The organism is Alicyclobacillus sp. CIJ1 (assembly GCF_057538885.1).
The window spans coordinates 204,486-228,477 of sequence record NZ_BAAJPH010000143.1 but is presented as its reverse complement, the minus strand read 5'-3'; the positions used below and the strand labels follow the sequence as shown (position 1 = coordinate 228,477).

At 64.0% G+C, this 23,992-nt stretch carries 25 protein-coding genes; 7 read left to right on the top strand and 18 right to left on the bottom strand.

The annotated features are described in order from the left end of the window. The first annotated feature begins 8 nt into the window (after positions 1 to 8). Positions 9 to 1,406, top strand: coding sequence for a putative lipid II flippase FtsW (ftsW, locus tag AC27E8_RS14160; protein ID WP_487099911.1), 1,398 nt, complete (start codon positions 9 to 11; stop codon positions 1,404 to 1,406). Between the two features lie 13 nt (positions 1,407 to 1,419). After that, a complete protein-coding gene (locus AC27E8_RS14155) occupies positions 1,420 to 2,397 on the top strand; it encodes an MBL fold metallo-hydrolase (protein WP_487099910.1) in 978 nt (325 codons plus the stop codon). Here AC27E8_RS14155 and thpR read toward each other — a convergent pair. Then, positions 2,333 to 2,926 (bottom strand): RNA 2',3'-cyclic phosphodiesterase, encoded by a 594-nt coding sequence (thpR, locus tag AC27E8_RS14150; protein ID WP_487099909.1) that lies wholly within the window; start codon positions 2,924 to 2,926, stop codon positions 2,333 to 2,335. The two genes, AC27E8_RS14155 and thpR, sit on opposite strands and share 65 nt — an antisense overlap. Then, entirely contained in the window at positions 2,923 to 3,285 is a 363-nt protein-coding gene (locus AC27E8_RS14145; RefSeq protein WP_487099908.1) for an arsenate reductase family protein, read from the bottom strand. The genes thpR and AC27E8_RS14145 overlap by 4 nt, the downstream gene beginning before the upstream one ends. A 120-nt stretch (positions 3,286 to 3,405) precedes the next feature. Between AC27E8_RS14145 and AC27E8_RS14140 the strand changes: the two genes are divergently transcribed. From AC27E8_RS14140 to AC27E8_RS14130, 3 genes are read left to right on the top strand one after another with little or no spacing between them, the layout of a single operon-like run. Beyond that, positions 3,406 to 4,776, top strand: coding sequence for a MurT ligase domain-containing protein (locus tag AC27E8_RS14140; RefSeq protein ID WP_487099907.1), 1,371 nt, complete (start codon positions 3,406 to 3,408; stop codon positions 4,774 to 4,776). Beyond that, the gene (locus AC27E8_RS14135; protein WP_487099906.1) at positions 4,736 to 5,503 is read left to right on the top strand and encodes a type 1 glutamine amidotransferase; all 768 of its coding nucleotides are present in this window, start codon (positions 4,736 to 4,738) and stop codon (positions 5,501 to 5,503) included. Before AC27E8_RS14140 ends, AC27E8_RS14135 begins: the two co-directional genes overlap by 41 nt. Next, positions 5,500 to 6,189: an NUDIX hydrolase gene (locus tag AC27E8_RS14130; protein ID WP_487099905.1), complete on the top strand. Its 690-nt coding sequence runs from the start codon at positions 5,500 to 5,502 to the stop codon at positions 6,187 to 6,189. Before AC27E8_RS14135 ends, AC27E8_RS14130 begins: the two co-directional genes overlap by 4 nt. Positions 6,190 to 6,242: 53 nt before the next feature. Here AC27E8_RS14130 and AC27E8_RS14125 read toward each other — a convergent pair whose 3' ends face one another. From AC27E8_RS14125 to AC27E8_RS14095, 7 genes are all read right to left on the bottom strand, one after another. After that, positions 6,243 to 6,653: a hotdog fold thioesterase gene (locus AC27E8_RS14125; RefSeq protein WP_487099975.1), complete on the bottom strand. Its 411-nt coding sequence runs from the start codon at positions 6,651 to 6,653 to the stop codon at positions 6,243 to 6,245. Positions 6,654 to 6,673: 20 nt separating this feature from the next. Continuing rightward, entirely contained in the window at positions 6,674 to 7,645 is a 972-nt protein-coding gene (gene thrB, locus AC27E8_RS14120; RefSeq protein WP_487099903.1) for a homoserine kinase, read from the bottom strand. Then, the gene (gene thrC, locus AC27E8_RS14115; RefSeq protein ID WP_487099902.1) at positions 7,642 to 8,715 is read right to left on the bottom strand and encodes a threonine synthase; all 1,074 of its coding nucleotides are present in this window, start codon (positions 8,713 to 8,715) and stop codon (positions 7,642 to 7,644) included. The genes thrB and thrC overlap by 4 nt, the downstream gene beginning before the upstream one ends. 95 nt (positions 8,716 to 8,810) lie before the next feature. Continuing rightward, positions 8,811 to 9,749, bottom strand: coding sequence for an MBL fold metallo-hydrolase (locus AC27E8_RS14110; RefSeq protein WP_487099900.1), 939 nt, complete (start codon positions 9,747 to 9,749; stop codon positions 8,811 to 8,813). Positions 9,750 to 9,804: 55 nt separating this feature from the next. Next, the gene (yfmH, locus tag AC27E8_RS14105; protein WP_487099898.1) at positions 9,805 to 11,094 is read right to left on the bottom strand and encodes an EF-P 5-aminopentanol modification-associated protein YfmH; all 1,290 of its coding nucleotides are present in this window, start codon (positions 11,092 to 11,094) and stop codon (positions 9,805 to 9,807) included. Beyond that, positions 11,091 to 12,386, bottom strand: coding sequence for an EF-P 5-aminopentanol modification-associated protein YfmF (gene yfmF, locus AC27E8_RS14100; RefSeq protein WP_487099897.1), 1,296 nt, complete (start codon positions 12,384 to 12,386; stop codon positions 11,091 to 11,093). The genes yfmH and yfmF overlap by 4 nt, the downstream gene beginning before the upstream one ends. An 86-nt stretch (positions 12,387 to 12,472) precedes the next feature. Continuing rightward, positions 12,473 to 13,771 (bottom strand): MFS transporter, encoded by a 1,299-nt coding sequence (locus tag AC27E8_RS14095; protein ID WP_487099896.1) that lies wholly within the window; start codon positions 13,769 to 13,771, stop codon positions 12,473 to 12,475. A gap of 123 nt (positions 13,772 to 13,894) precedes the next feature. On the opposite strand from AC27E8_RS14095, the gene AC27E8_RS14090 reads away from it, so the two are divergent. Beyond that, the gene (locus tag AC27E8_RS14090) at positions 13,895 to 14,743 is read left to right on the top strand and encodes a deoxyribonuclease IV (RefSeq protein ID WP_487099895.1); all 849 of its coding nucleotides are present in this window, start codon (positions 13,895 to 13,897) and stop codon (positions 14,741 to 14,743) included. Positions 14,744 to 14,798: 55 nt separating this feature from the next. On the opposite strand, the gene AC27E8_RS14085 is transcribed toward AC27E8_RS14090, so the two are convergent. Together AC27E8_RS14085 and AC27E8_RS14080 are read right to left on the bottom strand one after the other, a co-directional pair. Next, the gene (locus AC27E8_RS14085; protein ID WP_008340557.1) at positions 14,799 to 15,104 is read right to left on the bottom strand and encodes a MazG-like family protein; all 306 of its coding nucleotides are present in this window, start codon (positions 15,102 to 15,104) and stop codon (positions 14,799 to 14,801) included. 27 nt (positions 15,105 to 15,131) lie between these two features. Then, complete coding sequence (locus tag AC27E8_RS14080; protein WP_487099894.1) at positions 15,132 to 16,061, bottom strand: aminotransferase class IV; 930 nt, start codon at positions 16,059 to 16,061, stop codon at positions 15,132 to 15,134. Positions 16,062 to 16,216: 155 nt separating this feature from the next. On the opposite strand from AC27E8_RS14080, the gene AC27E8_RS14075 reads away from it, so the two are divergent. Next, complete coding sequence (locus AC27E8_RS14075; RefSeq protein ID WP_041695053.1) at positions 16,217 to 16,561, top strand: histidine triad nucleotide-binding protein; 345 nt, start codon at positions 16,217 to 16,219, stop codon at positions 16,559 to 16,561. Here AC27E8_RS14075 and AC27E8_RS14070 read toward each other — a convergent pair. The 7 genes from AC27E8_RS14070 to AC27E8_RS14040 form a co-directional block, all read right to left on the bottom strand. Beyond that, a complete protein-coding gene (locus tag AC27E8_RS14070) occupies positions 16,558 to 17,013 on the bottom strand; it encodes an OsmC family protein (RefSeq protein WP_014463879.1) in 456 nt (151 codons plus the stop codon). The genes AC27E8_RS14075 and AC27E8_RS14070 overlap by 4 nt on opposite strands. A gap of 51 nt (positions 17,014 to 17,064) precedes the next feature. Beyond that, positions 17,065 to 17,454: a cupredoxin domain-containing protein gene (locus tag AC27E8_RS14065; protein ID WP_014463878.1), complete on the bottom strand. Its 390-nt coding sequence runs from the start codon at positions 17,452 to 17,454 to the stop codon at positions 17,065 to 17,067. A gap of 69 nt (positions 17,455 to 17,523) precedes the next feature. Then, positions 17,524 to 18,123 carry a phosphatase PAP2 family protein gene (locus AC27E8_RS14060; protein ID WP_487099892.1) on the bottom strand — a complete coding sequence of 200 codons (600 nt, stop codon included), beginning with the start codon at positions 18,121 to 18,123 and terminating at the stop codon, positions 17,524 to 17,526. Further along, positions 18,108 to 19,208, bottom strand: coding sequence for a phospholipase D-like domain-containing protein (locus AC27E8_RS14055; RefSeq protein ID WP_487099891.1), 1,101 nt, complete (start codon positions 19,206 to 19,208; stop codon positions 18,108 to 18,110). Before AC27E8_RS14055 ends, AC27E8_RS14060 begins: the two co-directional genes overlap by 16 nt. A gap of 119 nt (positions 19,209 to 19,327) precedes the next feature. Beyond that, positions 19,328 to 22,447, bottom strand: coding sequence for a DNA polymerase III subunit alpha (locus tag AC27E8_RS14050; protein WP_487099889.1), 3,120 nt, complete (start codon positions 22,445 to 22,447; stop codon positions 19,328 to 19,330). Positions 22,448 to 22,459: 12 nt separating this feature from the next. Continuing rightward, positions 22,460 to 22,672: a DUF6504 family protein gene (locus AC27E8_RS14045; protein WP_487099974.1), complete on the bottom strand. Its 213-nt coding sequence runs from the start codon at positions 22,670 to 22,672 to the stop codon at positions 22,460 to 22,462. Between the two features lie 26 nt (positions 22,673 to 22,698). Further along, positions 22,699 to 23,907 carry a Y-family DNA polymerase gene (locus tag AC27E8_RS14040; RefSeq protein WP_487099888.1) on the bottom strand — a complete coding sequence of 403 codons (1,209 nt, stop codon included), beginning with the start codon at positions 23,905 to 23,907 and terminating at the stop codon, positions 22,699 to 22,701. Positions 23,908 to 23,992 lie beyond the last annotated feature (85 nt).

Sequence of the window (23,992 nt, the reverse complement as noted above, 5' to 3'; positions counted from 1 at the left end):
GTGTGGACGTGCGGACCGAGCGGCATCAACCGGATTACGTGCTTTTCATCGCGGTCCTCATGTTGACCGGCATTGGCGTGGTGACGGTGTACTCCGCGAGCATGGTGTATGACATTCACCAAGGCCTCTCCCCGGATCACTTCGCCATTCGGCAGCTCGCGGCGGCCATCCTAGGTCTTGCCGCCATGGGCTTGTGCACGTTCATCCCTTATCACTTCTGGTACCAACACGCGCCCAAGATGATGCTTGCCGCACTTGGCCTCCTTGTCATTGTGATGGTGCCAGGCATCGGTCACCGGAGTCTAGGCGCCACGCGATGGATTGGCACCACCAGTGTCCACATCCAGCCGTCCGAGATCGCGCTGATGGTTCTCGTGGTGTACCTGTCCTATTTGCTGACGAGAAAACTTCCCATTTTGCGTGATCTCCGGCGGACCTTCAGGCCGGCCATGGTTATGGTGGCTGTGACGATTGTGCTCGTGTTCATCGAACCCGACATGGGCACGGCCCTCTGCATCTTCCTGACCGCCATGGTGCTCCTGTTCGCGGCAGGCGTTCCAGGGAAACCCCTCGGGATCACTCTGGGTACGGCTGTGGTGGTGGGTTTCCTGGGCGCGCGCATGGCCGAATACCGCTCGAGCCGCCTCGTGGCGTTCTTTCACCCGTTTCAACATCCGAAATCGTCCGGCTATCAACTCATTCAGGGCCTCACGGCCATTGCCAATGGGGGACTGACAGGTCGCGGGTTTGCCTCGAGCATCTCCGCCACGGGTTACCTGCCGGAGGCCTACACCGATTTTATCTTCGCGGTGTTCACCGAAGAATGGGGATGGCTCGGCGATCTCGGGCTTTTGGCGATCTTCGCCGTCGTCATTTGGCGAGGCTTTCATATCGCACGATACGCGCGCGATAGGTTCGGATCGCTCCTCGCGATTGGGCTCACCGCGTCCATCATCGTGCAGGCGCTCATCAACCTTGGCGCCGTGACGTGGCTCCTGCCGGTCACAGGGATTCCCCTCCCGTTCATCAGCTACGGCGGCACGGACCTCGTCATGAATCTAGCTGCCATGGGGATTTTGCTCAGCGTTTCACGCGAGACCGAACTGGAGTTGCCGGAGGAGGACACCCTCGCCGACATCATCTCGGTCGACGAGATCCGAGCCACTCGTCAGGACGCCACGGACCGGTCTAGGCGGTCTTCCGGGCGTGCGCCGGTGGCGCGCCTGTCGAGCTTTCGGACGAGCCCGTTTCGCAAAGCCGACGCGACGAGCCGTGGGGCGTCCCTGAATCAGGCGGATCGCCCCATCTCGCTCACTTGGCGAGCGAGCCGCGAAGCGGCCGCCACGAAACGGCGCGACGAACGATCGCGAAAACCTGGCGAACCCTTTCGCCGCCACAAGCGCTAGGGGGTAAGAAATCATGGAAGGACAGCATGCGTCGTACCCACAGCCCGTCGAGATCGCGCGCGGAGTCTTTCTGATTGACCTCATGGAACTCGGCATGCGGTACCGCACGTGCGCTTATCTCGTGCGCGATCGCGAGCCGCTGCTCATTGAAACCGGTTCCGCCCGGTCGCACGATGCGCTGCTCGCGGGGCTACGCGCTCTGGGCCTCGCGCCGACGGATCTCGCCTACGTCGCCGTGACGCACGTTCACCTCGATCATGCGGGCGGCGCGGGCCAATTCATGAAGCTGGCGCCGCAGGCCAAGCTGCTCGTCCACCCGCGCGGCGCACGGCATATGATCGATCCGTCCCGCCTCTATCAGGGCGCCCGCGAGGTGTACGGGGAGCGGCTCGACCAACTCTTCGGGCCTCTCGAACCCGTCCCGGCCGAACAAGTTCAAGCGATGCCCCACGAGACCGAGCTCGTGATTGGAGAGCGGCGCCTGCTGTTCCTCGATGCGCCCGGACACGCGAGCCATCACTTCGCCATTGCGGATCCCGTCTCCAACGGCATTTTCACGGGAGACAGCGCGGGCCTCAGGTTCGTCAAGGGGTTCACAGGCTTTCCCTACGAGTTCGTGATGCCCTCCACCTCACCGGTGGACTTTGATCCGGAAGCCGTCCACCGGACGTGCGAGATGTTCGCGAAGCTGCCGATGGAGACGGTGTATCAGGCGCACTTCGGCCCCTCGCCCAAGGACGAGGCCCTTCGGGAAACCGTGTACTATGCCGACAGGTTCCGCGAGCTCATTGAGAGGACCTTTGACGATCGTCCGTCCCCCGAAGCGCTCGTCCAGGCGCAGGCCGACATCGTCCGAGAGAGGCTGGGCGAACTCGGATTCGACGCCTCGGCCTTCCGCCCACAAGCTATCCAGTTGGACCTCACCCTCAACGCCCTCGGCCTTCTGGCGTACGAATCGCGGAAGCGCCGGAAAATGGGAAGCGCCGGATAATGGGATAGGCGAGTTGTCCACTCTCGCGGGTTGACTCGAACAGACATAACTCCGTGAACTCGTGACTCATGGGCTTCGGCGCCACGAGTTCGGGTTCCGCGTAATGGCGAAGCTCCCGAGCGAGCGTGATGTGAGGGCGATACGGCCTGTCTTCCAGGCGCACGCTCGGCAGCGCCTCCTCAGTGGCCGCTCGCACGCGCCGGTAGAGTGCGGTGAGCTCGGCAAGATTAGATTCGATCTCGTCGAGCCCAAGCCAGAACACGCGGCTTTGGAGGAACCTGCCGAACGGACCCGTGGTGAGCCGGAACGGCGCCTGCTGGCCGGCGGCTCGCGCTCCCGCCAGGAAGGCGCGGTCGAGATCGGCCGAGTCGACGGCGCCAAGGAACAACACGGTCAAATGGTACATCTCCTTGCGCGACCAGTTGCGCGCGATGACCTGGCCCTGTTGCCGAATGGACGCGCATCGCTCTGCAATCTCGTCCTTCCAGGCGCCAGGTAACTCGAGCCCGAAGAAGAGGCGTCGCTTCATGGCGCCTGCTCCTCGGCCACGGCGTCGCGGTAGGCCGCCTCGTCGAAGCCCACAATGACCCGTTCAGAAGGCGTCACGAGCACAGGGCGGCGGATGAGTTTTCCGTCTCGATGCATCTCTTCGAGCCAAGTGTCCACCTCTTTCAGCCCCCGCCTCCGATAGACCTCGCCGCGGGTGTTGACGAGCGACCGGATGTCGCCGCCCACGGCTTCGAGCCACGTGCGCAGGGTGGCCACGTCGGGCGGATGTTCGACGATGTCGTGAAACGACACGTCGGCGCCCAGGCGCTCGAGGAACGCCTGCGCGTTTCGGCATGTCGAGCAACGCCGGTAACCGTACAAATGGTACAAGCTGTACATCCTCCTTCGTCGGGCGGCAAGCCCGGGCGATCGAAATATAGTATAATCCACGGGAGAAAACCGTTGGGCGCGACGTTGTCCACGGACCCCATCTGCGACATGGAAAGGATGCATGCCTTTATGCTCGGCATCTGGATCGGCAAGCTCGTCCTGTGGGTCCTCAGGCTGCGCGGCAGAGACGCCACCAGTTTGCCGGGTAAAGTGGCGCTCCGCATTTCACCCGGCCTCATCCGGCGATTTGGCGGAAAGGTGAAGCGCGTCATCGCGGTCACCGGCACCAACGGGAAGACGACCACGACCGCCCTCCTGGCGAGTATGGTGGCTGAACGCGAACCCGTGGTCACCAACCACAAAGGCGCGAACCTCGCCCAAGGCATTGCCACGGCGTTTTTGCGGTCCTGTTCTTGGACAGGCCGGCTATCCGCGGACACGGCGGTTTTGGAGATCGACGAGGCGACGCTGCCGGCGGTCGCACCGGACCTGCCGGTGGCCGTGATCGTCGTGACGAACGTGTTTCGCGATCAGTTGGACCGGTACGGTGAGTTGGATGGCACCCTGGCAAAGCTGTTGGAAGGGATACGAAAGACGCAGGCGACACTCGTCCTGAATGGGGACGATCCGCTCTGCCGGTATCTCGGCCTGCGCTCCTCGCGCCAGACGATCTACTACGGTATGGCTCGAGGCACGGCGAGATCGCCCCGGCGCGAGCAAATGCGCGACGGGCAGTTCTGCCTGATGTGCGGACGGCCGCTTCGATACGAGGGGTTCTGGTACGGCCAGCTCGGCCTGTATCAGTGCGAAGGCTGCGACTTCGTTCGCCCGCACCCCGCGTTTCAGGGAGAACTCCAGGGCGGGTTCCTGCGGTTCTCCGAAGAAGGGTTGCCGGACCTCCTGCTGGATCTCCCGGTTTCCGGCCTATACAACGCCTATAACGTGCTCGCAGCCGCCTCTGCGGCGCGGGCGCTCGGCCTCACCGGCGAGGCCATCCACGGGGGGCTTCGGGCGTACCAGCCGCCCGAGGGACGCATGCAGCGCTTCGACCTCGAGGCGCCTGTGACCCTTCACCTGATCAAGAATCCCACCGGCTGCGACAGCGTCCTGGATACCGTGGTGTCGGATGGAAGGGATAAGGTCCTCGTCATTGGCGTAAACGACCTCGCGGCCGACGGGCGGGACGTGTCTTGGCTTTGGGACGCGGACTTCGAACTGCTCGCGGAAGACCCCCGCCTGACGGCCGTCGTCACCACGGGTTTTCGCGCGCACGACATGGCGCTCCGGCTGAAATACGCGGGCCTTCCGGAATCGCGGATCCGCGTCCAACCCGACTTAGAAGCGGCGCTCTGCGAGGGGCTTTCCCACAGTTCCGCCACAGGCGCCGCCATGCATGCGCTCGTGACGTATACGCTTTTGCATCCCGCGGCCCGCTGGCTTTCAGAAAGAAGGGATGAGCATGAGCCGGAAGGCGCTGTGTATCGCACATCTGTATCCTGATCTGCTGAATCTCTATGCCGATCGCGGCAACATCGCCGTGCTTCGGCGGCGGCTCGAATGGCGCGGCTACGAGGTCGAAGTGGCGCGCGTGACGCACAGCGAGGTCCCGGACTTCTCGCGCTATCACCTCGTACTTCTGGGAGGCGGGTCCGACCGCGAGCAGGCGATTGTCGCGGAAAAGCTGCGGGCCTGCGCGCCGGCGTTTCGGAGTGCCGTGCAGGATGGTCTTCCGGTTCTCGCCATCTGCGGCGGTTATCAGCTCCTCGGCGAATACTACCAACTTCCGAGCGGCGAAAAGGTCCCCGGCATCGGCCTCGTGGAGATGGTGACCGAGGCGAGCCCCGATGCGCCACGGCTCATTGGCAACATCGCCGTGTGGAGCGATGAGGTTGGCGTGATCGTCGGATTTGAAAACCACGGTGGGCGCACGCGCCACGGCCATCGGCCGCTCGGGCGCGTCGTTTACGGACACGGCAACGATGGGGTAAGCGGCCACGAGGGCCTGCGCCATCTGAACATCTGGGGCACCTACGTGCACGGCCCGCTTCTGCCGAAAAACCCGGCGCTGGCGGATGCGGTGCTGCGCGACGCCCTGGCCTACGCCCATCTGCCGGATCACCTCGAGCCGCTGGACGACCGGCTGGAGCGGGAGGCCCGGGCCGCCTTCGTGTCCCTGCGGATGAACGAGGTGGCGCCCATGCTGAAGGAGGAGGCGGGATCGGCATGACGGAGATTCGAAAGGCGGCCACGCTCGTGGTCATCCGAGACGGGGCGAATGGCGACATCGAGGTGCTTGTGGTCCGGCGCGCCAAGACCATGCGGTTTTTGCCCGGCTTCGTGGCCTTCCCGGGGGGCGCGGCGGATCTGTCCGACGCCGAACTGGCTAAGCGCGCGTTCGGCAGGCCGAGGGGCGCAGAGGATGACGAGGATGCCGCCTTGGCCGTCACCGCGCTTCGAGAAACGGCGGAAGAAATCGGCTGGCTGCTCTCCGTGCGGGACAGCGAGGGAACCAGGAAGGACATACCACTTCTGCCGGAAGAGCAGGCGGAACTGTGCAAGGGCGCAGATGCGCTCTCGGCGTGGCTTTCCGCGCACAGCCTCGCGTTTGATCTCGGCTTCCTTCGGCGCATTGGCCGCTTCGTCACGCCGCCGACCCAGCCGGTGCGGTTCGACACGCGGTTCTTCCTCTGCGTGGGCCAACATCTCGGCGAACCGCGCGTCCATGGCGCGGAGCTCGACGCCGCGCTGTGGGCGCCTGCGCGAGACATGCTCACGCGCGTTGAATCCGGTGAACTCCCTGCCGTGCGCCCCACCATCGCCGTGCTGAAAGCGCTCGCGGCGTGCCCAAACACCGAGGTGGCCATGGCCGACCTGACCATTGGTCCGCTCCCGCCTCCGGCTCCCCCGGCATGAGCGGGGCGGCGCCCAAAGGCCGAAGGGGCCCGCGCCGCCCACTCCACAGGCGCTCAGCTTTCAGTCGGCGTCACGCGCTCCATGCGCCCCCGGTTCTGGATGACGGCGAGCGTACAGCGAGAGATGCACACGAGGCGATCCCGCTCGTCCACGATGCGGATCTGCCACACCTGCGTGGTCGATCCCCGGTGGATGGGTTCGGCGATGGCCTTCACCACGCCCTCCCGCATGGAGCGAAGATGGTTGGCGTTAATCTCCATCCCGACAACGGTCTTCCCCTGATCGCTTACGTTCAAAGCGCCGCCCAGGCTGGCTGCGGACTCGGCGAGCGCCACGCTCGCACCGCCGTGCAAGAGCCCCATCGGCTGATGCGTGCGGCTATCCACGGGCATGGTCATTACCACGCGGTCCTTGGTGGCCTCCAACACCTCCATGCCCAGATGGGCCATCAGCGTGTTGGGCAACGTCTCTCGAATATCCATCTTCACACCTCGTCTCCTGTTGATTCCAACTTCCAATGCGCGCGCGTCTCGCCGTGCACCGGCCGCAGCACGAGCGCCCGACACGGCGTGCCTGCGTTGCGCCACGCGAGCGTCATCTCATCCGCCACGCGAAGGGCCACGTCCGGCTTGCACCAGGCGAGCAGCGTGGGTCCTGCGCCGCTCAGCGTGACGGCGTACGCGCCTGCGGCCATGGCCGCCCGCTCGACCTCGTCCGCTCCAGGCACGAGCGGCTTGCGGTACGGCTCGTGGAAGTAATCCAGCATGCCTCCGCGGAGAAGGTCGAGATCAGGCTTGAGCAGCGCCAGCAACAATCGAGCGCACTGCGCCACGTTTTCCACGGCCTCGTCCCGGGGATAGGCTTTCGGCAGGACGCGGCGCGCGAGTTCGGTCGGCAGCGCGAATTCGGGCGTCGCCGCCACAAAGCGCAGATTCGGAGGAATCGGCACTTCCGCCGTGCGAAGGCCCGCGCGATCGTGAAATGCCAGCACGCCGCCGCCCAGAAGCGCGGGCGCGACGTTGTCCGGGTGCCCCTCGAGCTCAGTGGCGAGCCGCAGCAGGCGATCCCGGCCTAGCTTTCGATCCGGCGCGTACTCCTCGAGGAGCGCATTGGCAAGCACGAGGCCGGCCACAATCGCCGATGCGCTGGAGCCAAGCCCGGACGACACCGGAATCTGATTGTCTACCTCGAGGGCGAAGGGCGGCAACGCGCCACGGTGGACTCCCGCCTCCGCGAACAGGCGGTCCATGGCTTGGATGACCGCGTTGTCCTCGGTCTTCGGCAAAACTTCGGCCGCCTCCCCACTCACGCGAACGGCGAACGGCTCGCCGAGGCGGAGCGTGAAGGTGTTGTACAGCTGAAGCGCCATGCCCAGGCAGTCGAAGCCTGGGCCCAGGTTGGCGGTGGTCGCCGGCACGCGGACCGTGACCGAGCGGCGCATATCACCCGGGCTCATGACAGCCCACCCAGCGCCCGCCGCACCGCGTCGGGATCGCCATCCACGACGAGGGCCTCTTGCGAGGCGAGGCGCATGGCGCTGTCTGGATCTTTCAAACCGTTTCCCGTCAGCACACACACCACGGTCTCGCCGCGGGTCACGCCGCCCTCGCGGTGGCGCTTCAACAGCCCCGCGACGCTGGCCGCCGAAGCCGGCTCGGCGAACACGCCTTCCTGCGCGATGAGCCGGTACGCCTCGGCGATAGCATCATCCGTCACGCAGTCGATGGCGCCACCGGATTCCTGGGCGGCCCGGACCGCCTTGTCCCAGGACGCCGGGTTGCCGATGCGAATGGCCGTCGCAAAGGTCTCCGGATGCGCAATCGGTTCTCCACGCACGATGGCCGCCGCGCCCTCGGCCTCGAAGCCGAACATCTTGGGGCGCGCATGGATGCGCTTCTCCTCGTAATAGCGCGTGAATCCCATCCAGTAGGCCGAGATGTTGCCGGCGTTGCCCACGGGGATGTAGAGCGCGTCGGGCGCGCGCCCAAGGGCATCGCAGATCTCGAACGCCGCCGTCTGCTGGCCCATGAGGCGGTAGGGGTTGATGGAATTGACCACTTCCATGCCGAGCGGTTCCGCGACCTCGCGCACGATGGCCAGCGCCTGATCGAAATTTCCGCGAATGGCGACGATGCGAGCGCCGTACTGCACGGCCTGCGCCAGTTTGCCGAGCGCGACGTAGCCGTGCGGGATGAGGATGACCGCCTCGAGCCCCGCGCGCGCTGCGTAGGCGGCCGCCGACGCAGACGTGTTGCCCGTGCTGGCACAGATGACGACGCGCTTGCCCGCCTCCTTGGCCTTGGCCACTGCAACCACCATGCCCCGGTCTTTGAACGATCCCGTCGGATTCGCGCCTTCGAACTTGAGGTACACGTGGCACTCGAGCCGCTCGCTCAGCTTGTCCGCGTAGACGAGCGGCGTGTTCCCCTCGTGCAACGTCAGCCGCGGCGTGTGTTCGGTGACGGGAAGAAAGTTTGCATAGACCTCCAAAATGCCCGGCCAACCCGGGCGGACACTATGTTCCATGTTCATTCTCCTTTGTGACAGTGCGCGAGCCCGCCCTCGCCAGGCTCAACTCTAGAACCTCTGGGATCGAATGTACTGACAAATCAGGGGGTTCGTCAATCGAGCCGCTTGGGTTTCTCGATAGATTTGGGTGACTTCACGTAATAGACCTCGCCATGCCGCATGGGCCACACCCTGTCCCCGTCGGCCACAGCCATGAGCCGCTGAAGCGGCTCATCCACGGGCTCGCGCGAAAGGACGAACGTGTCGTGATGAATGGGAACAAAGACCTGGGCGCCCGTCTGAAGAAACATGTCCCAAGCCTGTTCCGGTGTGCAGTGCGCGTTCTCAAACGGCGCGGGTGCATACGCGCCAATGGGCATGCACGCGATCTGCGGCTCGTACTGCTTGACCGCGGAGAGATCCGTCGCCGCCGTGTCGCCGGCAAAAAACACCGACCACGGCCCCCGCCGAACCACGTAGCCCTGATAGCCCATGTTTCGGTTCCACGGATACCTGTTGCCCCAGTGCCGGACCTCGATGGCCGCGATCTCCGTCCCATCCTCCAGCCGAATTTCCTCGCCCGGGCTCATCTCGTACACGGCCTTCGGCCCATGCCACCGGGCGAGGTAACCCGTGCCTCGCGGCGTCACGACCACCGTCTGCCTCGTCACCACGCGCCGTAGGCTCGCGTGATCCAGGTGATCCATGTGGGCGTGCGACAGGAGGACGAGATCGACCGGTCCACACGCTTCAGGCCGGATGGGGCAATCCACGTGGCGCCTGGGGCCAAACGTCCATCCGAACGCCCGCACCCCGACGCGTGGAAACAGAACCGGATCGGTCAGGATGCGGACGCCGTCCATCTGCATCAGCACCGTCGAGTGCCCCAGCCAGGAGAGGTAAAGTCCTTCCTCACGCCACGCATCTGGCTTGGGCCTGTGCTCCGGCATTCGCCTCTTCGGCCGCGGCCAGTCCGCCGTCATCCGGCGATAGAGCGCGTACAACAGCGCAGCCACCGCCGCCACAACTACGAGGATGGCCAACATCCACATGAACGTCCGACTCCTTCTTCGCCTCAAGAACACACGCCCTCATCCTTTGCGCCGCTCAGGACGGCACGACCGCGCTTATCACCATGTTGTCGTCGCGCAGATGCTCCCGCAAGCGTGCGTTCGCACGTTCGAGCGTCATGGTTTGGAGCACGGCGATCACGTCGGCAAAGGCAAACGCCTCCGCGCCGCGGAGAACGTACGCGACCCAGTTGCGGACGAGAAAGGCGTTCTGATCTAAGCTCATCAGCACCCGGCCCATGATCTTTTTGCGAGCCCGTTCAAACGCCTCCTCGTCGATCCCGCGCTCGCGCTCGCGCGCGAGATGCGACTGGATCCGCTCGGCCAGCACGTCGGGATGCGGCGTGTTCCCGCCGACCAAGGTGTACCCGAACGTATTCGACAACTGGTAGCCCGCGGAGAAGCCTTTGTCGACGAGCCCTTCGTCCAGCAGGCTCTGGTAAAACGCCGAGGTAGGACCGAAGAGCGCCTCCAGCAGAATCGTCATCGCCGTGTCCTGTTCAATCAAATTCGACCCACTCGCCCCGTTTGCCTCCTTCCAGCCGACGAGGAGGCGGGGCTGCTGAACCGGGAAATGCACCCAATGACGGGATCGCGCAGGCGTCGGCGGTTCTTCTGGGTACAGGCGCTCGATGCTAGGCGGCTCCTTGAACGACTTCTTGGCCTGGTTTTCCTCGATGACGTGGGCGATCTCGTCCGCGTCAAAACCGCCAGCGATGACGAGCACCATGTTGGATGGGTGGTAAAAGGTTTCGTAACAAAGCAGAAGTTGTTCCTTAGTGATGGCCTGCACCGATTCGACGGTGCCGGCGATGTCGATGCGCACCGGATGGACGTGGTACATCGCGCGGAGCAGTTCCATATAGGCCCTGCGATCCGGGTGGTCGTTCACCATGTGAATCTCCTGCGCGATGATGCCCTTCTCCTTCTCCACGTTTTCGTCCGTCAGGTGGATGGACTGAACAAAGTCGAGCAGCGTGCCTACGTGCTTGGCAATCTCGCCCGTGCCCGAGAAATAGTACGCCGTGTGATCGAAGGTGGTGTAGGCGTCGACCGACGCCCCATGGGCAGCGAAGCGCGCGAACACGTCCATCTCGGGATCCTCGAACATCTTGTGTTCCAAAAAGTGCGCAATTCCGTCGGGCATCTCATGCACTTTGCCGTCCGTCCGAAAGGCGCGATCGACCGACCCGTATCGGGTGGCGAACATGGCGTACGTCTGATGGAGCGCAGGGCGCGGCATCAGGGTGACCACGAGCCCGTTTTCGAGTCTGAAGGTGCGCGTCTCAAACGGCAGTTCAAGTGAAACGTGCCGAGCGTCGCTCATGCGCGGCTCCCCCTTCCCTCGAGGACATAGAGGCACACGGGCCGAAGCGCGGTAGCCAATGCCGCCGCGTCCTCGGGGCGCACCTGGTCGACGGACTCGATCATCTCCGGGATGGTCCGCTCCCTGCCTGCGATGACCGCGTGGTGATGCCAAGCGATCAGCATAGCCGGCTGATCCAACATCTGCTGATACTGATTGCGCAGCGTGGCGCGCGTCTCCTGCCACTCGCTCGCCTCGATTTCTCCGCGCCGCAGAGCCTCGAGCTCCGCCTCCAGGATTTGACGTACCTCGTCTCGCTTGTCGGCCGAGATGCCCGCGTACACCGTGAGCAACCCCGTCGCGGCGTCGACGAATGACCACACGCTGTACGCGAGCGAACGGCGTTCGCGGATGCTCATGAAAAGCTTCGAATGCGCAAAGCCGCCGAACACGCCGTTCATCATCACGAGCGCAGGGTACTCGTCGTCGCCGAACCCGACGCCGGAGGCAAAGGCGAGATCGAATTGCGTCTGCTGCGCGTCCTCAGCCTCGGTGACCTCTTCGAAGTCGCGCAGTTCCGCTGGCAAGACGACGTCGCGATCTACCTCGTCCGCGCGCATCGCGGGCTTGGTCGGCAGCGCTTTCGCCAGCCGATCCGCCACCCGCGCCGCGAGGCCGGCCATATCGCGGAACTGGCCCACGGCGTAGGCGTGCACCTCGGCCTGCGCGAGAACCTTCTGGTAGACCTCGTACAGCCGATCCGGCAGGAGAGCCTCCACGTCTTCCTCAAAGCCAAGCCGCGGCAGCCCTGCCGGCCTGCCGCGACAGGCGATCTGATGGCATCGCTGCAGCGCATACGCCGCCTTGTCATCTCGGACCGCGCGGATTCGCCGGCGGTGCAATTCCTTCTCGCGTTGGACGGCTGCCTCGGCAAACCCTCCCGCGCCGATGGCGTGATCGAGCGCCAGCGACAGGACGAGATCCAGCGCTCGATCCACGAGCGACGCCTCGTCCTCGCCCGGCACGTCCGGGACGCTCGCGCCCACCTCGACGATGTGATAGCCGCCGCGCTTGCTGATGGACGCGCGCACGTGAGTGCCGTAGAGATCGTCCGTTGCAAGCGCAATCTGCCGATAGCTCGGGAGACTGCGCGTTCCGTTCATCCACACGGCGGGAAGCATCGCGACCTCGGTGACGCGATTGCGCGCCATCCGCAGATGAAACCTGAGCGAAAGTTCCTTCGTCCGAAACGCAGGATGAAGCAGCGTGTGCACCTGGCACCGGCCCGCGTCCAGGGTTTGAAAGGATTCCACGCGATCACTCCTTCGCACTCATCAAACCCATTATAATCGCTTCCCATGCGCTGGCGACCCTTGGCAGAGGAGCGGGTCTTGCCACGTCAGGGCGTCGGCCTCGCCCGCCGCTTCGCCGACGTGTGGCTCTCCTCGTTGTCGCCAAGTCGAAACCGCTGATGGCGCGATCGCGGCCCGAAAATCCGGGATTCGAGGGGCTGAATCAGCGCAAAGGTCACCATCGGCATGAAGCCGAGCGCAAACGCGAGCCACGCAAATCCGCCCACCTGACGCGCCGTCTCAAACGACGCCACGACGAAATAGGCGACCACGCCCAGGATGCGGCCGGCGTTCTCGAGCCACTCCCTGACGACGATGTGCGTAATGGACGGCACGTCGTCGTCGGCCAGCGTGTGCATGGCGTCGAACACGTAGCCCTGCAGCGGGACCAGAAACAAGGGAAACGCGGCCGCCGCCAGCACGCCGTAGACGATGAGCGTCACCGTCGTGATGGACCATAGAAACGCGATGCTGGCGCCGAGAATGCCGAGGGCTCCCACGAGAAACAGTCGCCAGCGGAAGCGACCCGACCAGCGCCCGGCGGCGTAAAACGCGAGAAACGAGAGCGCGCCCTGCAACAGCAGGAATTCGCCGAGTTTCATTTCGCTGCCGGTGACGATGTAGAACAGGAGGCCAAGCAGAAACATAAAGACGCCCTCCCGCACACCGTACGCGGCCGAACCAAGGACGACGCGCCGCCACGGCTCCTGCGCAAGCGAGCGAAATCCCTCCCAGAGCCGAAGCTCGGCCAGTCGCGCGCTCTTCAGACGCAGGCTCACGAGCGTGGCGACCACAAACAGGGCGAACGAAATGCCGAAGACCACATGATAGCCCGTGAGCCCGCCAAAGTACGCGTCCTCCCGGCTGATGAGGGCGCCCGCGACGGGCGGAGCGATGACGTTCGCCACGGAGGTGAGCACGCCGAACAGGCCAAAGAACGGCTCGTGACCCTCGCGGTCCGTGTATTCCACGCTCAACACGTCGAACGCAAGCCAATAAGAGCCCTCCGCCAGGCCGGTGAGCACGCCGAGCAACTCGGGCATGTGCGCCGCTTCCTCGCCCACCATCAGCGCGACGGCGAAAAAGAGCGCGTAGAGCGCGATGCCAATCCGCAGGGACATGGCCGTCGACGTGCGCCGCGCGATGGCCGCCGCCAGGACGAATGTGACGGGGAGCGTGGCAAAGACGAGTAGATGGTACCAGGCGATGGCGGAGAAGGAACGGTCGACTTTGAAGAGAAAAATGCTGACGAACGTGTTAGACAGGCTGATGGAAAGCTGAAACAGCGCGCCGACGATGAGAAGCCACCAGGCCAAGGCCGGCAAGCGAAACGGCTTTGCATGCATGGCCATCCTCCTCGCTGCCAGCCTAGTATGTCGCATCCGGGGCAAGGTATGTACGCAGCCGCCCGTGCCAGCGCCGAGTTCGTGTGTTACGATAGGGCGAGATGGTAGGACGGGGGTTGAAGTATGCGCGAAGAAGATCGCTACGAGGGCATCCTGCTCGGCGCAAACGTCTCCGTCGCCGGGACGGGGCTTTTGGCGGCCGTGGAGGAGACCATCTCGTACGGCGCCAACACGTTTATGATTTACACCCGCAGCAATCGGGGCGGCAAGGCGCGTCCCATCGAGACGTTTCACCGGGACGAGGGCCTCGCCTTGATGCGGGAACACGGCATTCACGATCCCGTCGTGCACCTGTCGTACCTCGTCAATCTGGCGAGCCCGAAGCCGGAGACGCGGCAGTACGGCATGGATGTATTGCGCGAGGAGATTGAACGGGTGGAGTATTTGGGATTCCGCTACATCGTGATGCACCCCGGCTCCCACGTCGGCGAGGGAGAATCGTTTGCCATCCGGCAAATTGCCGACGCGCTGAACGAGATCCTCACGGGAGACGAGTCGCTGTGGCTATGCCTGGAGACCATGGCGGGGGACGGATCGAAAGTCGGCAACAGCCTTGAGGAAATCGCCGACATCATCAGCCGCGTCAAGCACGAGGACCGCCTCGGCGTCTGCATCGACACGTGCCACAATTACAGCTACGGCTACGACGTCGTGAACGACTTCGACGGCTTCTTGGCCGAGTTCGATCGCGTCCTCGGGCTGGATCGCCTGAAGGTGGTCCACATCAACGACTCGAAACATCCGTTCGGCTCGCGCAAGGATCGGCACGCCAACGTGGGCGAAGGGACGCTTGGCCTGGAGGCGCTCAAGCGCATTGTCCACCATCCGGCGCTCAAGGGCATCCCGCAGATCCTCGAGACGCCGGAAGGCAAGTACAAGGAGGAAATCGACCTGCTCCTCGACCGCGCGTGAGAGCGCATCGGGCACTCCGTGCAGGGCACCCATCGCAGGTGCCCTTTTTTGCAGCTCAGAGATAACCCTTGCGGCGAAGCTTCTCGATATGGCGCTCGACCTCTCGCTCGATGTCGATGCCGTACAGGTCCTCGATGACAAACATCATGGACGTCGCGGTCTGCGCGACGTCGAGGAGTTCGGTCACGATGGCGCGGACGACTTCCTCGTCCGGCATGCGCGTCTCTTCGCCCGAGAGGCCGCGGAACTTGCCGATGGCCTGAGCGAGTTCCCCGACCTCCTCGGTGATTTTGAGCATCGTCGACTCGAGCGTCGGCGTGAGCCGCTCGAGTTTGGGCAGAGACAGCGTCTTTCGCTGCAACCTTCCACGCTCCTTCGCGGCGTTGAGTCAGGCGATGGCACCTGCCCATGCGCGCACGCGTTCCACAAATGCAGCCCGGAGCCGCTCGACGAGCCCGAGGTCCCTCGCCGTCCAAACCTCGTGAACTTGCTCCGGAGCCACGTTTCGCACCGGAGGACGTTCGGCCGAGATGACGGTACAAGGAATGTCCGGGTGTTCCACCACAGACGCGATAGGGTACACCTCGGTCATCGTCCCCGTCAGGAAGATGGCATCCACGTCCGCCAGGCGCGCGCGCGGCAGCTTCTCTTCGCGGACGGGAATGCCGAGATCGCGCGCCATCTCCAGCACGAACCGGCGCGTAATACCTGCCAAGATATACCGATCCGCCGGGGCGGTGACGAGTTCGCCGTTCACCACGAACCACACGTTGGAGCTCGCGGCCTCGATCATATAGCCGTCCCGCACGAGGAGCGCCTCGTCGGCCCCGGCGTCGTGCGCCGTTTGCTTGGCCATGATGTTGGGCAACAGGTTGAGTGACTTAATCCACGGATTCAGCCAGCGCTCATCCGGAAGCAGGAGCAGCCGTCCCGGCTTCGCTTCGCTGGTGCCAAGTTTCACGGGCCGAACCGTCGCAGAAACGTTCGCTTCGACCGAAGGTTCGGGAAACAGATGATTGCGCACGGCCGATCCTCGGGTGACCTGCAGGTAAATCGCCGCCTCCGATTCTCCGCTCCGCTCGATGAGCGCGTGAATCAACTCCTTGCACGCTCCCGGATCAAACGGCGGCCGGATGCGAAGCGCCTTCATGCTCTGAAACAGCCGCTCCACGTGCCAATCGAGCAGGAACGGCCGACCGCCGTAGGCCCGAATGACTTCGTAGACGCCGTCGCCAAACTGGTGGCCGCGCTCGTCGAGCGGCACGCACGCCTCGGCCGGATCGATCCACCGCCCGTTGAAATATCCGATCACCGCCATCTGCCATCCCTCTTCTCTCCTGTGAATGACAAGCGAGGCCAGCTCGCGCCCCTGTCGTTCGGACCCCTTCTCGTACTTCCTGCGATGCATTCCATTGGGCACGCGTTGGTGCGCCATTGTATAATCGTCATGAGGCCCGACGAGGAGGGAACGATGTGAGTTCATGCCTCTTCTGCCAATTAGTTGCTGGCGATATTCCTGCCAACAAAGTGTATGAGGACGATCACGTCCTCGCCTTTCACGACATTCGCCCGCAGGCCCCCGTGCACATCCTCATCATTCCGAAGCGCCACATCGAATCAGCGCAGGCGGTGAAGCCGGAAGATCGCGAGACGCTGGGCTATCTCCACAGCGTCATTCCGATCATCGCCGAAGATGCGGGCGTCGCAGAAGACGGGTATCGCCTCGTCGCCAACATCGGCCGACACGGCCAGCAGACAGTGCCGCATCTGCACTATCATCTATTAGGCGGGCGACAACTTGGATGGCCGCCAGGTTAATCTGGCTGGCCGTCCACCACGACGTCGAGCGGGGGCACCTCCTGGCCATTGAGCACGAGGTGCGGGATGACCTCAGCCTTTAGGGATCCAATCGCCGAACAGTACTTCTGTTCACTAAGGCGAATGGCTCGCCAGGCCTTGGCTGGCGGGACGTCTCCCGTCATATGGTACGTCAGATGGATGCGAGTGAAAGCCTGCGGATACTCCTCTCGCCGCTCCCCCACCGCTTCAATCTCGAGGCCCTGTAGCGGAACCCTCATCTTCTCCATAATCATGGCGATGTCGATGCCGGTACATCCGACGACGCCCATGAGCAGGAGTTCCATGGGGCGGTTGCCTTGTCCCGTTCCTCCGTCTTCCTTTTTGGCATCCATGTAGATGGTGTTGCCGGATGGCCCGTCAGCCTGGAAATGGCGCTGGCCGAGCCACTTGCCCACCACTTTCATCTCCATGCTCTCGCCCCCTTCCCGCCTATTGTAGCGCCGATTTCGCCCGGCGTCACCTCACGGCGACGACCCCGGCTGAGATGCTACCTTCATCGTCCCCTCCATCCCTGCTTCCGGAATTCCGTCCCGATCCGAGTAGTAGCGAAACTTTCCCGTTTTGTCCGGCACGAACGAAACCCTGACCGTTTCTCCCGGCTGCAAGTTCTGCGTGAACACGTAAAAGTCTGGAACGACGAAATTGTGAATCTGCGTTCCTGCGTTGCGCACGACGATGTCGACCGTGGCGCCCTGCGTGACATCGATTTCGCGCGGTTCGATCCCGCCATCCCGCAACGTCACCTGAATGGGGCGGGCCGACACCACGGCGCACGAGGCCTGGACGAGTGTGGCCGCGGCGAGAGAGGAAAGGGCCACGGCCACAGCGCAAATCGGTCGGACAATGCGCATGCGAGACTCCCTCCATCCATCCATCGATGGTCCAAAAGGTAGTCTGCATCACGGAAGGGATCTCATTCCTCACCGCCCTCCAGGATCCATACCCGGAAGCGCGTGCATCAGCGGCTCGCGATAAGTCCATTGGAGAAAACTGCACACATATCCTGCCACCGCTCCACTCGCCGCGCCGGCGATCACGTCGCTCGGATAGTGAAGTCCACAGTAGATGCGCGCGACCGCCAACCAGATGGCGAGGGCCAGCATCACGTAGGCGACCGCGCCGAGATGCCATCCGCCTACAGCCAGCGCGAAGCCGCCAGCCGCGTGGTTGCTGGGGAACGATTCGCCCGGCTCGTGTTCGACCAGCACTCGCATGGGTTCCACCTCAAAGGGGCGGGGCCGCCGAGCCGCGCGACTAATGGGCTCATGCGCGACGCGGACCATCACGGCCGCGGCCACGCTGGCTGCCGCCGCCCAAAAAGCTGCCGCGGAGCGGGCTTGGCCGAGCCAGCCCGAAGCGGCGATAGCGATGAGCGCCAGCATCACGAAGGGCGTGTAGAGCGCACTTGCCATCATCGCCGCGTCGAACGCGGGCGAGCGCCCCCAGAGCCGTTCGCACCAGCGGAGGACGCGCCAGTCAGCGCGCTCGATGAGCGACCACATCTTCAGGACTCGTCCCATGATGCCACCTTTTCGCGAATGAAATAAGAGCTCCCGCGCGCCATCTGACGGTGCAGATCCGACTCGAAAGCCTCGGCAAACGCCGGGACGCGCATGAGTTCCACATCCGCCTCGTGATTGTAGGTGAACGCCTGGTGCGTGAAATTGGCACTCCCGATGATGAAGAAAGTGCCGTGATCCACGTCCAAGATTTTGGCGTGCAGCAACTCGCCCCCGTAGGGACGGTAATATCGTACCAAAGCGCCCGCTTGGCGCAACGCCTCCACGGCGGTGCGATTGCGAGACTGGGACGGATCCACGAGGATGTTCACCGACACGCCCCGCGCGACGGCCCAGCGCAGGGCGTTCACCACGTCTTCGTCCGTCAGATTGAAGGCCTCCATGTCGATCTCGCGCCGCGCGCCTCGAATCGCGCGGAGAACAGACGGACCAATATCGCGGTCCGCGATGAGCGGAGCCCGATCTTCCGGCGCTTCGGCAGTCTCACCGTGGGCTCGCGCCGCGTCCCACAAGAACATCGGGAGAAAGATGTCGGCGCGTCCGGGCAAATTCACCGACGCATCGTGATTGGCCCAGCTGTCGGCGCCGAAATTCATCCCGCCGATGAGGACGTCGCGATCCGCGATGATCATCTTGACGTGATCAATCCCCTGCTTGATGCGGATGGGCGCGACGTCGATGCCGGCCCTCGCGAGCGTGGGCAGCGCGACGGCCGTCGAGTGCTTCTCGGTGGCGTCGAGCACCACGCGAACCTCGACGCCGCGGCGTCTGGCCGCGATCAGGGCGTGCAGCAGATCCGGATCCGAACACTCATAGATGTCCACGTAGAGCCGATGGCGGCTTGCGCGGATCATGGCGAGCGCCTGCTGTTTGATGTCACCGCTCCAGAGAAGCGCCCGCCCGTCCGAGAGCTTCACGGGGGCCGGCGTTTTCTCTCCCTGCTCGGCTGGGACGGGCCACAGGCCACATCCTGTGAGAAGAGCGGAGAACAAGGAGGTGAGCGCGAGCGTGCGCCATCGGCGAAAAGGCAGGCGCAGCCATCGGCGGATGGCGGAATGTGCAAAAAAGCAGGGGCGCGTGTGCAAGAGGTTCACCTCGCGTGTTGGAATTCACGGATCTTCCATTCGGCACGCGCCCACCGCTTCCTGTTTTCCATGGTATGAGTTTCAATATCGTAAGCCAATCAGACGGTTCCAAGCGCCTTTCAGCCGGATGCGAGCGTCCAGATGTGCTCGACGCGGATTTGCGCCTTGAGCCCTCCGCGCCGCTCGATGAAGCCCGACAGGCCAATCCATCTCCCGAATGGCGTGAACAACACGGCCCCTTCGCGGCGGTACACGGTCTCAAACATCACGGCATCTGCGAGCCCCGTCTCGTCCTCCAAGGTGAAGAAGACGACCGTTTTTCCGCTTTTCGTCGGGGGGCGGTGCGGCCGGATCGAAAGCCCAGCCACCATGACCCTCGCACCCTCCGGCTTCTCGCCCGCCTCCGCCAGCGTACAATACCCCTCGTCTCGCAATGCCTCCCGATACAGCGACAGCCAATGTCCGCTCACGCCGACGCCCAGCACCGAATACTCGTCGGCAATGCGCTCGGCCAAGCTCATGGGCGGCATGCTTTGTGAGAGGCGAACCGCGCCCTCCGCTTGGTCTGGCGCGGCCATGGTGTCGAAAAGCGCCAGATCTCGCTCCTTGCGAAGCGCGAGCCACCTTGGAAGCTGCCACAGAAGCTCTCGGCGATCCCGGGTTTCGACGCGATCGAATGCGCCTGCGCGGATCAGGCGCTCGAAATGAAGGGCGTCCGCCTGGGGCAGGCGCATCACCGCGTCGGCAAGGCTTCGAAAGGGGCCAGAAGCCTGCCGCTCTTCGACGAGTGCGCGCGCCACGGACTCCGAGAATGAACGGATGAGCCGAAATCCGAGGCGTATGGCGTCCGGTTCGGGAACACTCGCGTCCCAGTCGCTCTCCTGGATGTCGACAGGCAGAATGCGAACGCCGCGCCTTCGAGCTTCCGCGCAGATCACGTGCGCCGGATAATACCCCATGGGCAATTGATTCAACACCGCCGCGAAGAAACTCGCGGGATGATGTTCGATGAGATAGGCCGTCTTGTAGGCCGTGGTGGCAAATGCCGCCGCGTGCGCTTCGCAAAACCCGTAACTCGCGTAGCCGCGGATGTAGGAAAAGAGGGTCTTCGCGGTCTCGAGCGGCACACCCTGGCGCACAGCCTTCTGGACGAATCGCTCGCCAATTTGCTCCATTTCGGCGCGGCTGCGCGCATGGCTCATCACGCGGCGGAGTTCGTCCGCCTCGCCCGGCGTAAATCCCGCGATGGCGATGGCAATCTCAATGACCTGCTCCTGGAACAGCACCACGCCGTAGGTCTTGCCGAGGATAGGTTCAAGTTTCGGATGAAGGTAACTCACAGGCTCCAGTCCGCGCCGGCGAGCCAGGAACGGATCGACCATATTGCCCTGGATGGGGCCGGGGCGAATGAGCGCTACGCTCGCCACCAGGTCCTCCAGGGATTCCGCGCCAAGCCGGACCTGCAGCGCCCGCTGCGCAGGGCTCTCCAACTGAAAGACGCCGATGGTGTCTCCGCGGCGAATGGAGGCAAACGTGGCCTCATCGTCCATGGGGATGCGATCATAGTCGACCGCGCGCGCCGTCCCGAGGCGGAGCGCCCCTTCCACGGCTGCCATGGTTCGGAGGGACAAGAGGTCGAGTTTCACGAGGCCCACGTCTTCCAGGAGCCGCTTGTCGTACGGCGTGATGAGCCACCCCGAGGCCGATGGCTGCAGGCTGGTGACCTTCATCAGCGGCTCCCCGCTCATGACGATGCCGCCGGTATGCGTCCCGAAGTGGCGAGGGAATCCCGCAATCTGGCGCGAGATGGCCAACATCCATCGAAATGCGCGCCGATAAGGCTGAAAATCTCGCAACTCGGGCACCCGTTCCAGCGCCTCTTCGATTTCATCGGCGTGCGTGGACCACGGGATCCGCTTGGCCAATGTATCCAGGAGCTCTTCGGGGATCCCGAACACGCGCCCCACCTCGCGTACGGCAGATCTCGCCCGAAATGTCTGATACGTCGCTACGCGAGCCACCCGGTCGCGCCCGTAGCGCCGGTACACGTAGTCGATGACTTCGTCCCGGCGATCGCTCGCAAAGTCGATGTCGATGTCCGGCCGCTCCGCTCGCTCGCGCGAGAGAAATCGCTCAAAGAGCAGATTTCGGTTCAGCGCGTCCACCTCCGTCAGATAGAGGCAGTACGCGACCACGGAGTCAGCCGCAGATCCGCGGCCCGCGCAGCGGATGCCGCGAGATCTCGCATATCGGACGATGTCCCAAACGACGAGAAAATAATCGGCATAGCCGAGATCGCGAATGATGGCGAGCTCGTGTTCCAGTCGCATTTGAAGTTCGGGACTCACCTTTCCGTATCGCTCCCGCGCCCCTTGCCACACGAGTTGTTGAAGAAGTTCCACCCCGCCTCGGCCCGACGCATCTCGGTATTCGGGAAACAGAGGCCCTTCCGCGGGAAATACGGGGGAGCACCGCTCGGCGATCTCGACCGTCCGCGCCATGGCTCGCGGATCTTGCGCGAACCTGCGCCTTGCTTCGGCCTCATCGTGCAAATACCCCAGGCGGTTAAACGGGCGCTCGGGATGAGGCGTCTGCAAATGGCACCCCACCCGAATGCAGGTGAGCACATCGTGCACCGCGACTTCCTCCGGGCTGGCGGCGCGAACATCGGTCGCCGCGACGGCGGGCACGCCCGTCGCCTCGGCGAGATGGAGCAAATCCCGCATGCGCCGCGCGCAGCCCGGGAGTCCGTCGGCCGTCCACTCGAGATAAAACCGGTCCCCGAACACATCCCGATATCGCTCCACGAACCTCTGGGCATCCCCGTATGCGCGCCGCGCCAAGGCCCGCTGGACGAACCCGCGCAGCCCTCCCGACAGGACGAGAAGCCCTTCGCTCCGCTCAAACAGATCCGCTTCCCGCAGCCTGGGATCCGCGCGATCCCGAGCCTCCACGTGCATGCGCGTGAGAAGCTCGCATAGGTGACGAAACCCCTTCGCATCTTCCGCCAGAACCACAAGCTGCGATCCGTCCTCCATCGTCAGTTCCGCGCCCGCGATAGGCTTCACACCGTACGCGGCGGCCAACCGATGAAACTCGGGCTGCCCCGCGATGGTATTGCGATCCGTCAAGGCCAGCGCGGGCATGCCCTGCGCGGCCGCCTGCGCGACCAGCGCCTCGATGCTGGAAGCCCCGTCGAGAAACGAATAGGGAGAATGACAGTGCAGATGGACAAACATCGCACGCCCTCCTCAATCCCAAACGCGATACACGCGCCAGACCCCATCCTCGCATTCCAAATCCATGCACGCGCCGACATCCGTCCACACGCGCACCATTCGCCGATCCCGCCCGGCTTTCCACCAGTCGCCCATCTCCCACCATTCATCGAGAACCCATAGAACCTGGTGTCTCTGGCCTTCGTATATGAACGAGCGCGGGAGATCCGCCTCCCATTGCAGCACGGCCAAGGGCCTGCGCACCAAGCGGCTCAACGCGCCATCTCAGCGAGAACCAGCGCCAGGCGTCGTTCGCGAAAATCCGCCGCCATGCCCCGCTGCAACTTCGACCACTTCGACATCCACGCATCCCACGCGTTCAACCGCTCGAGCCGGTTCGCCGAATCCCGCGCCTCGAGGGCGTCGAGCGCCTTCCCTTGCGCCAACAGACCCATCTGCACCGGGCGAAGCTCCGCCACCTCGGTCGCGCACAATTCGACGCCCCAAATTCGCCGCGCCCGATGGATCTCTTCCGGCCACGCCATCTGGGCCCATAAGGCGTCCGGCTGAGGAGTGGGCTTCGCAATCCGCTTTTCCCATCGAATCTCGCGCGCGTCGGTCCACAAAGCGATGGACAGGGTTTGAACGGCCAGCCCCAATCGCACGAGGCGGCTACAAAGGCTTTCCAGACATAGGCGAACTTGCATCTTCGCCTGTTCGAGCGGCACGCCTTCCGCGTCTCCGCGCCACGAGGCGCTCCACGCCTCAGGCGGGCGATCCGGCCGAAGCCCTCTGTTCTCCGTACCCTTCATCCGCCAGATCCGCGCCTGCTCTCCAAAGCGGGCACACAACATGTCCTCCGGGATTTCCGCCAGATCTTTCAGTCGGAAGACGCCCAGGGAGATGAGCTCAGCCTTGGCATCGTCGGGAATCCACCACGACGCCGCGATGGGCGCGCGCATCCAGACGGCCTCATCCTCCCTGTTCAGCAGATCCGGCGCCACGACCAGCGGTTCAGCGCCCAGTTTTCGGTACAGCGCCCCCGGCACCCGCTCCTGCCGGCTCCACGCGAGGAGCATACGAGCCTGCCACGGCGTCTTGGCCAGCGCGAGCACCACCCGCTGTTCCTCCGTCAATCCCCGGCGGATGTCGCGCGCCATCTGCCGGAGTTCCGCGAGGGGGACGCGCGGTCCGGAGAGCTCGATCCAAAACCGCCGCTCGTCCGGATGCGTTTCGACCCACGGCGTATGCGACCACAGCACTTGGCGCAAATGCCTCCAGGGTGTTGATTCGCCTGTAGCCGACTCCACGCGGCAGCCCGGGATGAGCGCCAGAGCTTCCCGTACCGGCATTCCCAGCCGCACCCCTGCCCGCGCTGCGGTGCGAGAGACATCGATGATCCTGCCATCTTCTTCGACCAAAAACGGGCCTTGGCCCTCGCCCAGCAGCCCTTCGCATTCGCCGTACAGACTGTACCGCATCCCACTCACCACCGAACAAATGTTCTATGCCCTCATTATACCCCGAGTCAAGCAGAAAGCAAACATATGTTCGCATTTTTGAACA

Excerpts from the sequence above, each read along its gene's own strand:
- AC27E8_RS14155 (WP_487099910.1), top strand. The coding sequence starts at position 1,420 with ATGGAAGGACAGCATGCGTCGTACCCACAGCCCGTCGAGATCGCGCGC.
- AC27E8_RS14050 (WP_487099889.1), bottom strand. The coding sequence starts at position 22,447 with ATGTTTGTCCATCTGCACTGTCATTCTCCCTATTCGTTTCTCGACGGG.
- AC27E8_RS14060 (WP_487099892.1), bottom strand. The coding sequence starts at position 18,123 with ATGGGACGAGTCCTGAAGATGTGGTCGCTCATCGAGCGCGCTGACTGG.
- AC27E8_RS14110 (WP_487099900.1), bottom strand. The coding sequence starts at position 9,749 with ATGTGGATGTTGGCCATCCTCGTAGTTGTGGCGGCGGTGGCTGCGCTG.
- thrB (WP_487099903.1), bottom strand. The coding sequence starts at position 7,645 with ATGAGCCCGGGTGATATGCGCCGCTCGGTCACGGTCCGCGTGCCGGCG.
- AC27E8_RS14065 (WP_014463878.1), bottom strand. The coding sequence starts at position 17,454 with ATGCGCATTGTCCGACCGATTTGCGCTGTGGCCGTGGCCCTTTCCTCT.
- thrC (WP_487099902.1), bottom strand. The coding sequence starts at position 8,715 with ATGGAACATAGTGTCCGCCCGGGTTGGCCGGGCATTTTGGAGGTCTAT.
- thpR (WP_487099909.1), bottom strand. The coding sequence starts at position 2,926 with ATGAAGCGACGCCTCTTCTTCGGGCTCGAGTTACCTGGCGCCTGGAAG.
- AC27E8_RS14090 (WP_487099895.1), top strand. The coding sequence starts at position 13,895 with ATGCGCGAAGAAGATCGCTACGAGGGCATCCTGCTCGGCGCAAACGTC.
- AC27E8_RS14135 (WP_487099906.1), top strand. The coding sequence starts at position 4,736 with ATGAGCCGGAAGGCGCTGTGTATCGCACATCTGTATCCTGATCTGCTG.
- AC27E8_RS14070 (WP_014463879.1), bottom strand. The coding sequence starts at position 17,013 with ATGGAGATGAAAGTGGTGGGCAAGTGGCTCGGCCAGCGCCATTTCCAG.
- AC27E8_RS14145 (WP_487099908.1), bottom strand. The coding sequence starts at position 3,285 with ATGTACAGCTTGTACCATTTGTACGGTTACCGGCGTTGCTCGACATGC.
- AC27E8_RS14140 (WP_487099907.1), top strand. The coding sequence starts at position 3,406 with ATGCTCGGCATCTGGATCGGCAAGCTCGTCCTGTGGGTCCTCAGGCTG.
- AC27E8_RS14040 (WP_487099888.1), bottom strand. The coding sequence starts at position 23,907 with ATGCGGTACAGTCTGTACGGCGAATGCGAAGGGCTGCTGGGCGAGGGC.
- AC27E8_RS14130 (WP_487099905.1), top strand. The coding sequence starts at position 5,500 with ATGACGGAGATTCGAAAGGCGGCCACGCTCGTGGTCATCCGAGACGGG.
- AC27E8_RS14080 (WP_487099894.1), bottom strand. The coding sequence starts at position 16,061 with ATGGCGGTGATCGGATATTTCAACGGGCGGTGGATCGATCCGGCCGAG.
- yfmH (WP_487099898.1), bottom strand. The coding sequence starts at position 11,094 with ATGAGCGACGCTCGGCACGTTTCACTTGAACTGCCGTTTGAGACGCGC.
- AC27E8_RS14095 (WP_487099896.1), bottom strand. The coding sequence starts at position 13,771 with ATGCATGCAAAGCCGTTTCGCTTGCCGGCCTTGGCCTGGTGGCTTCTC.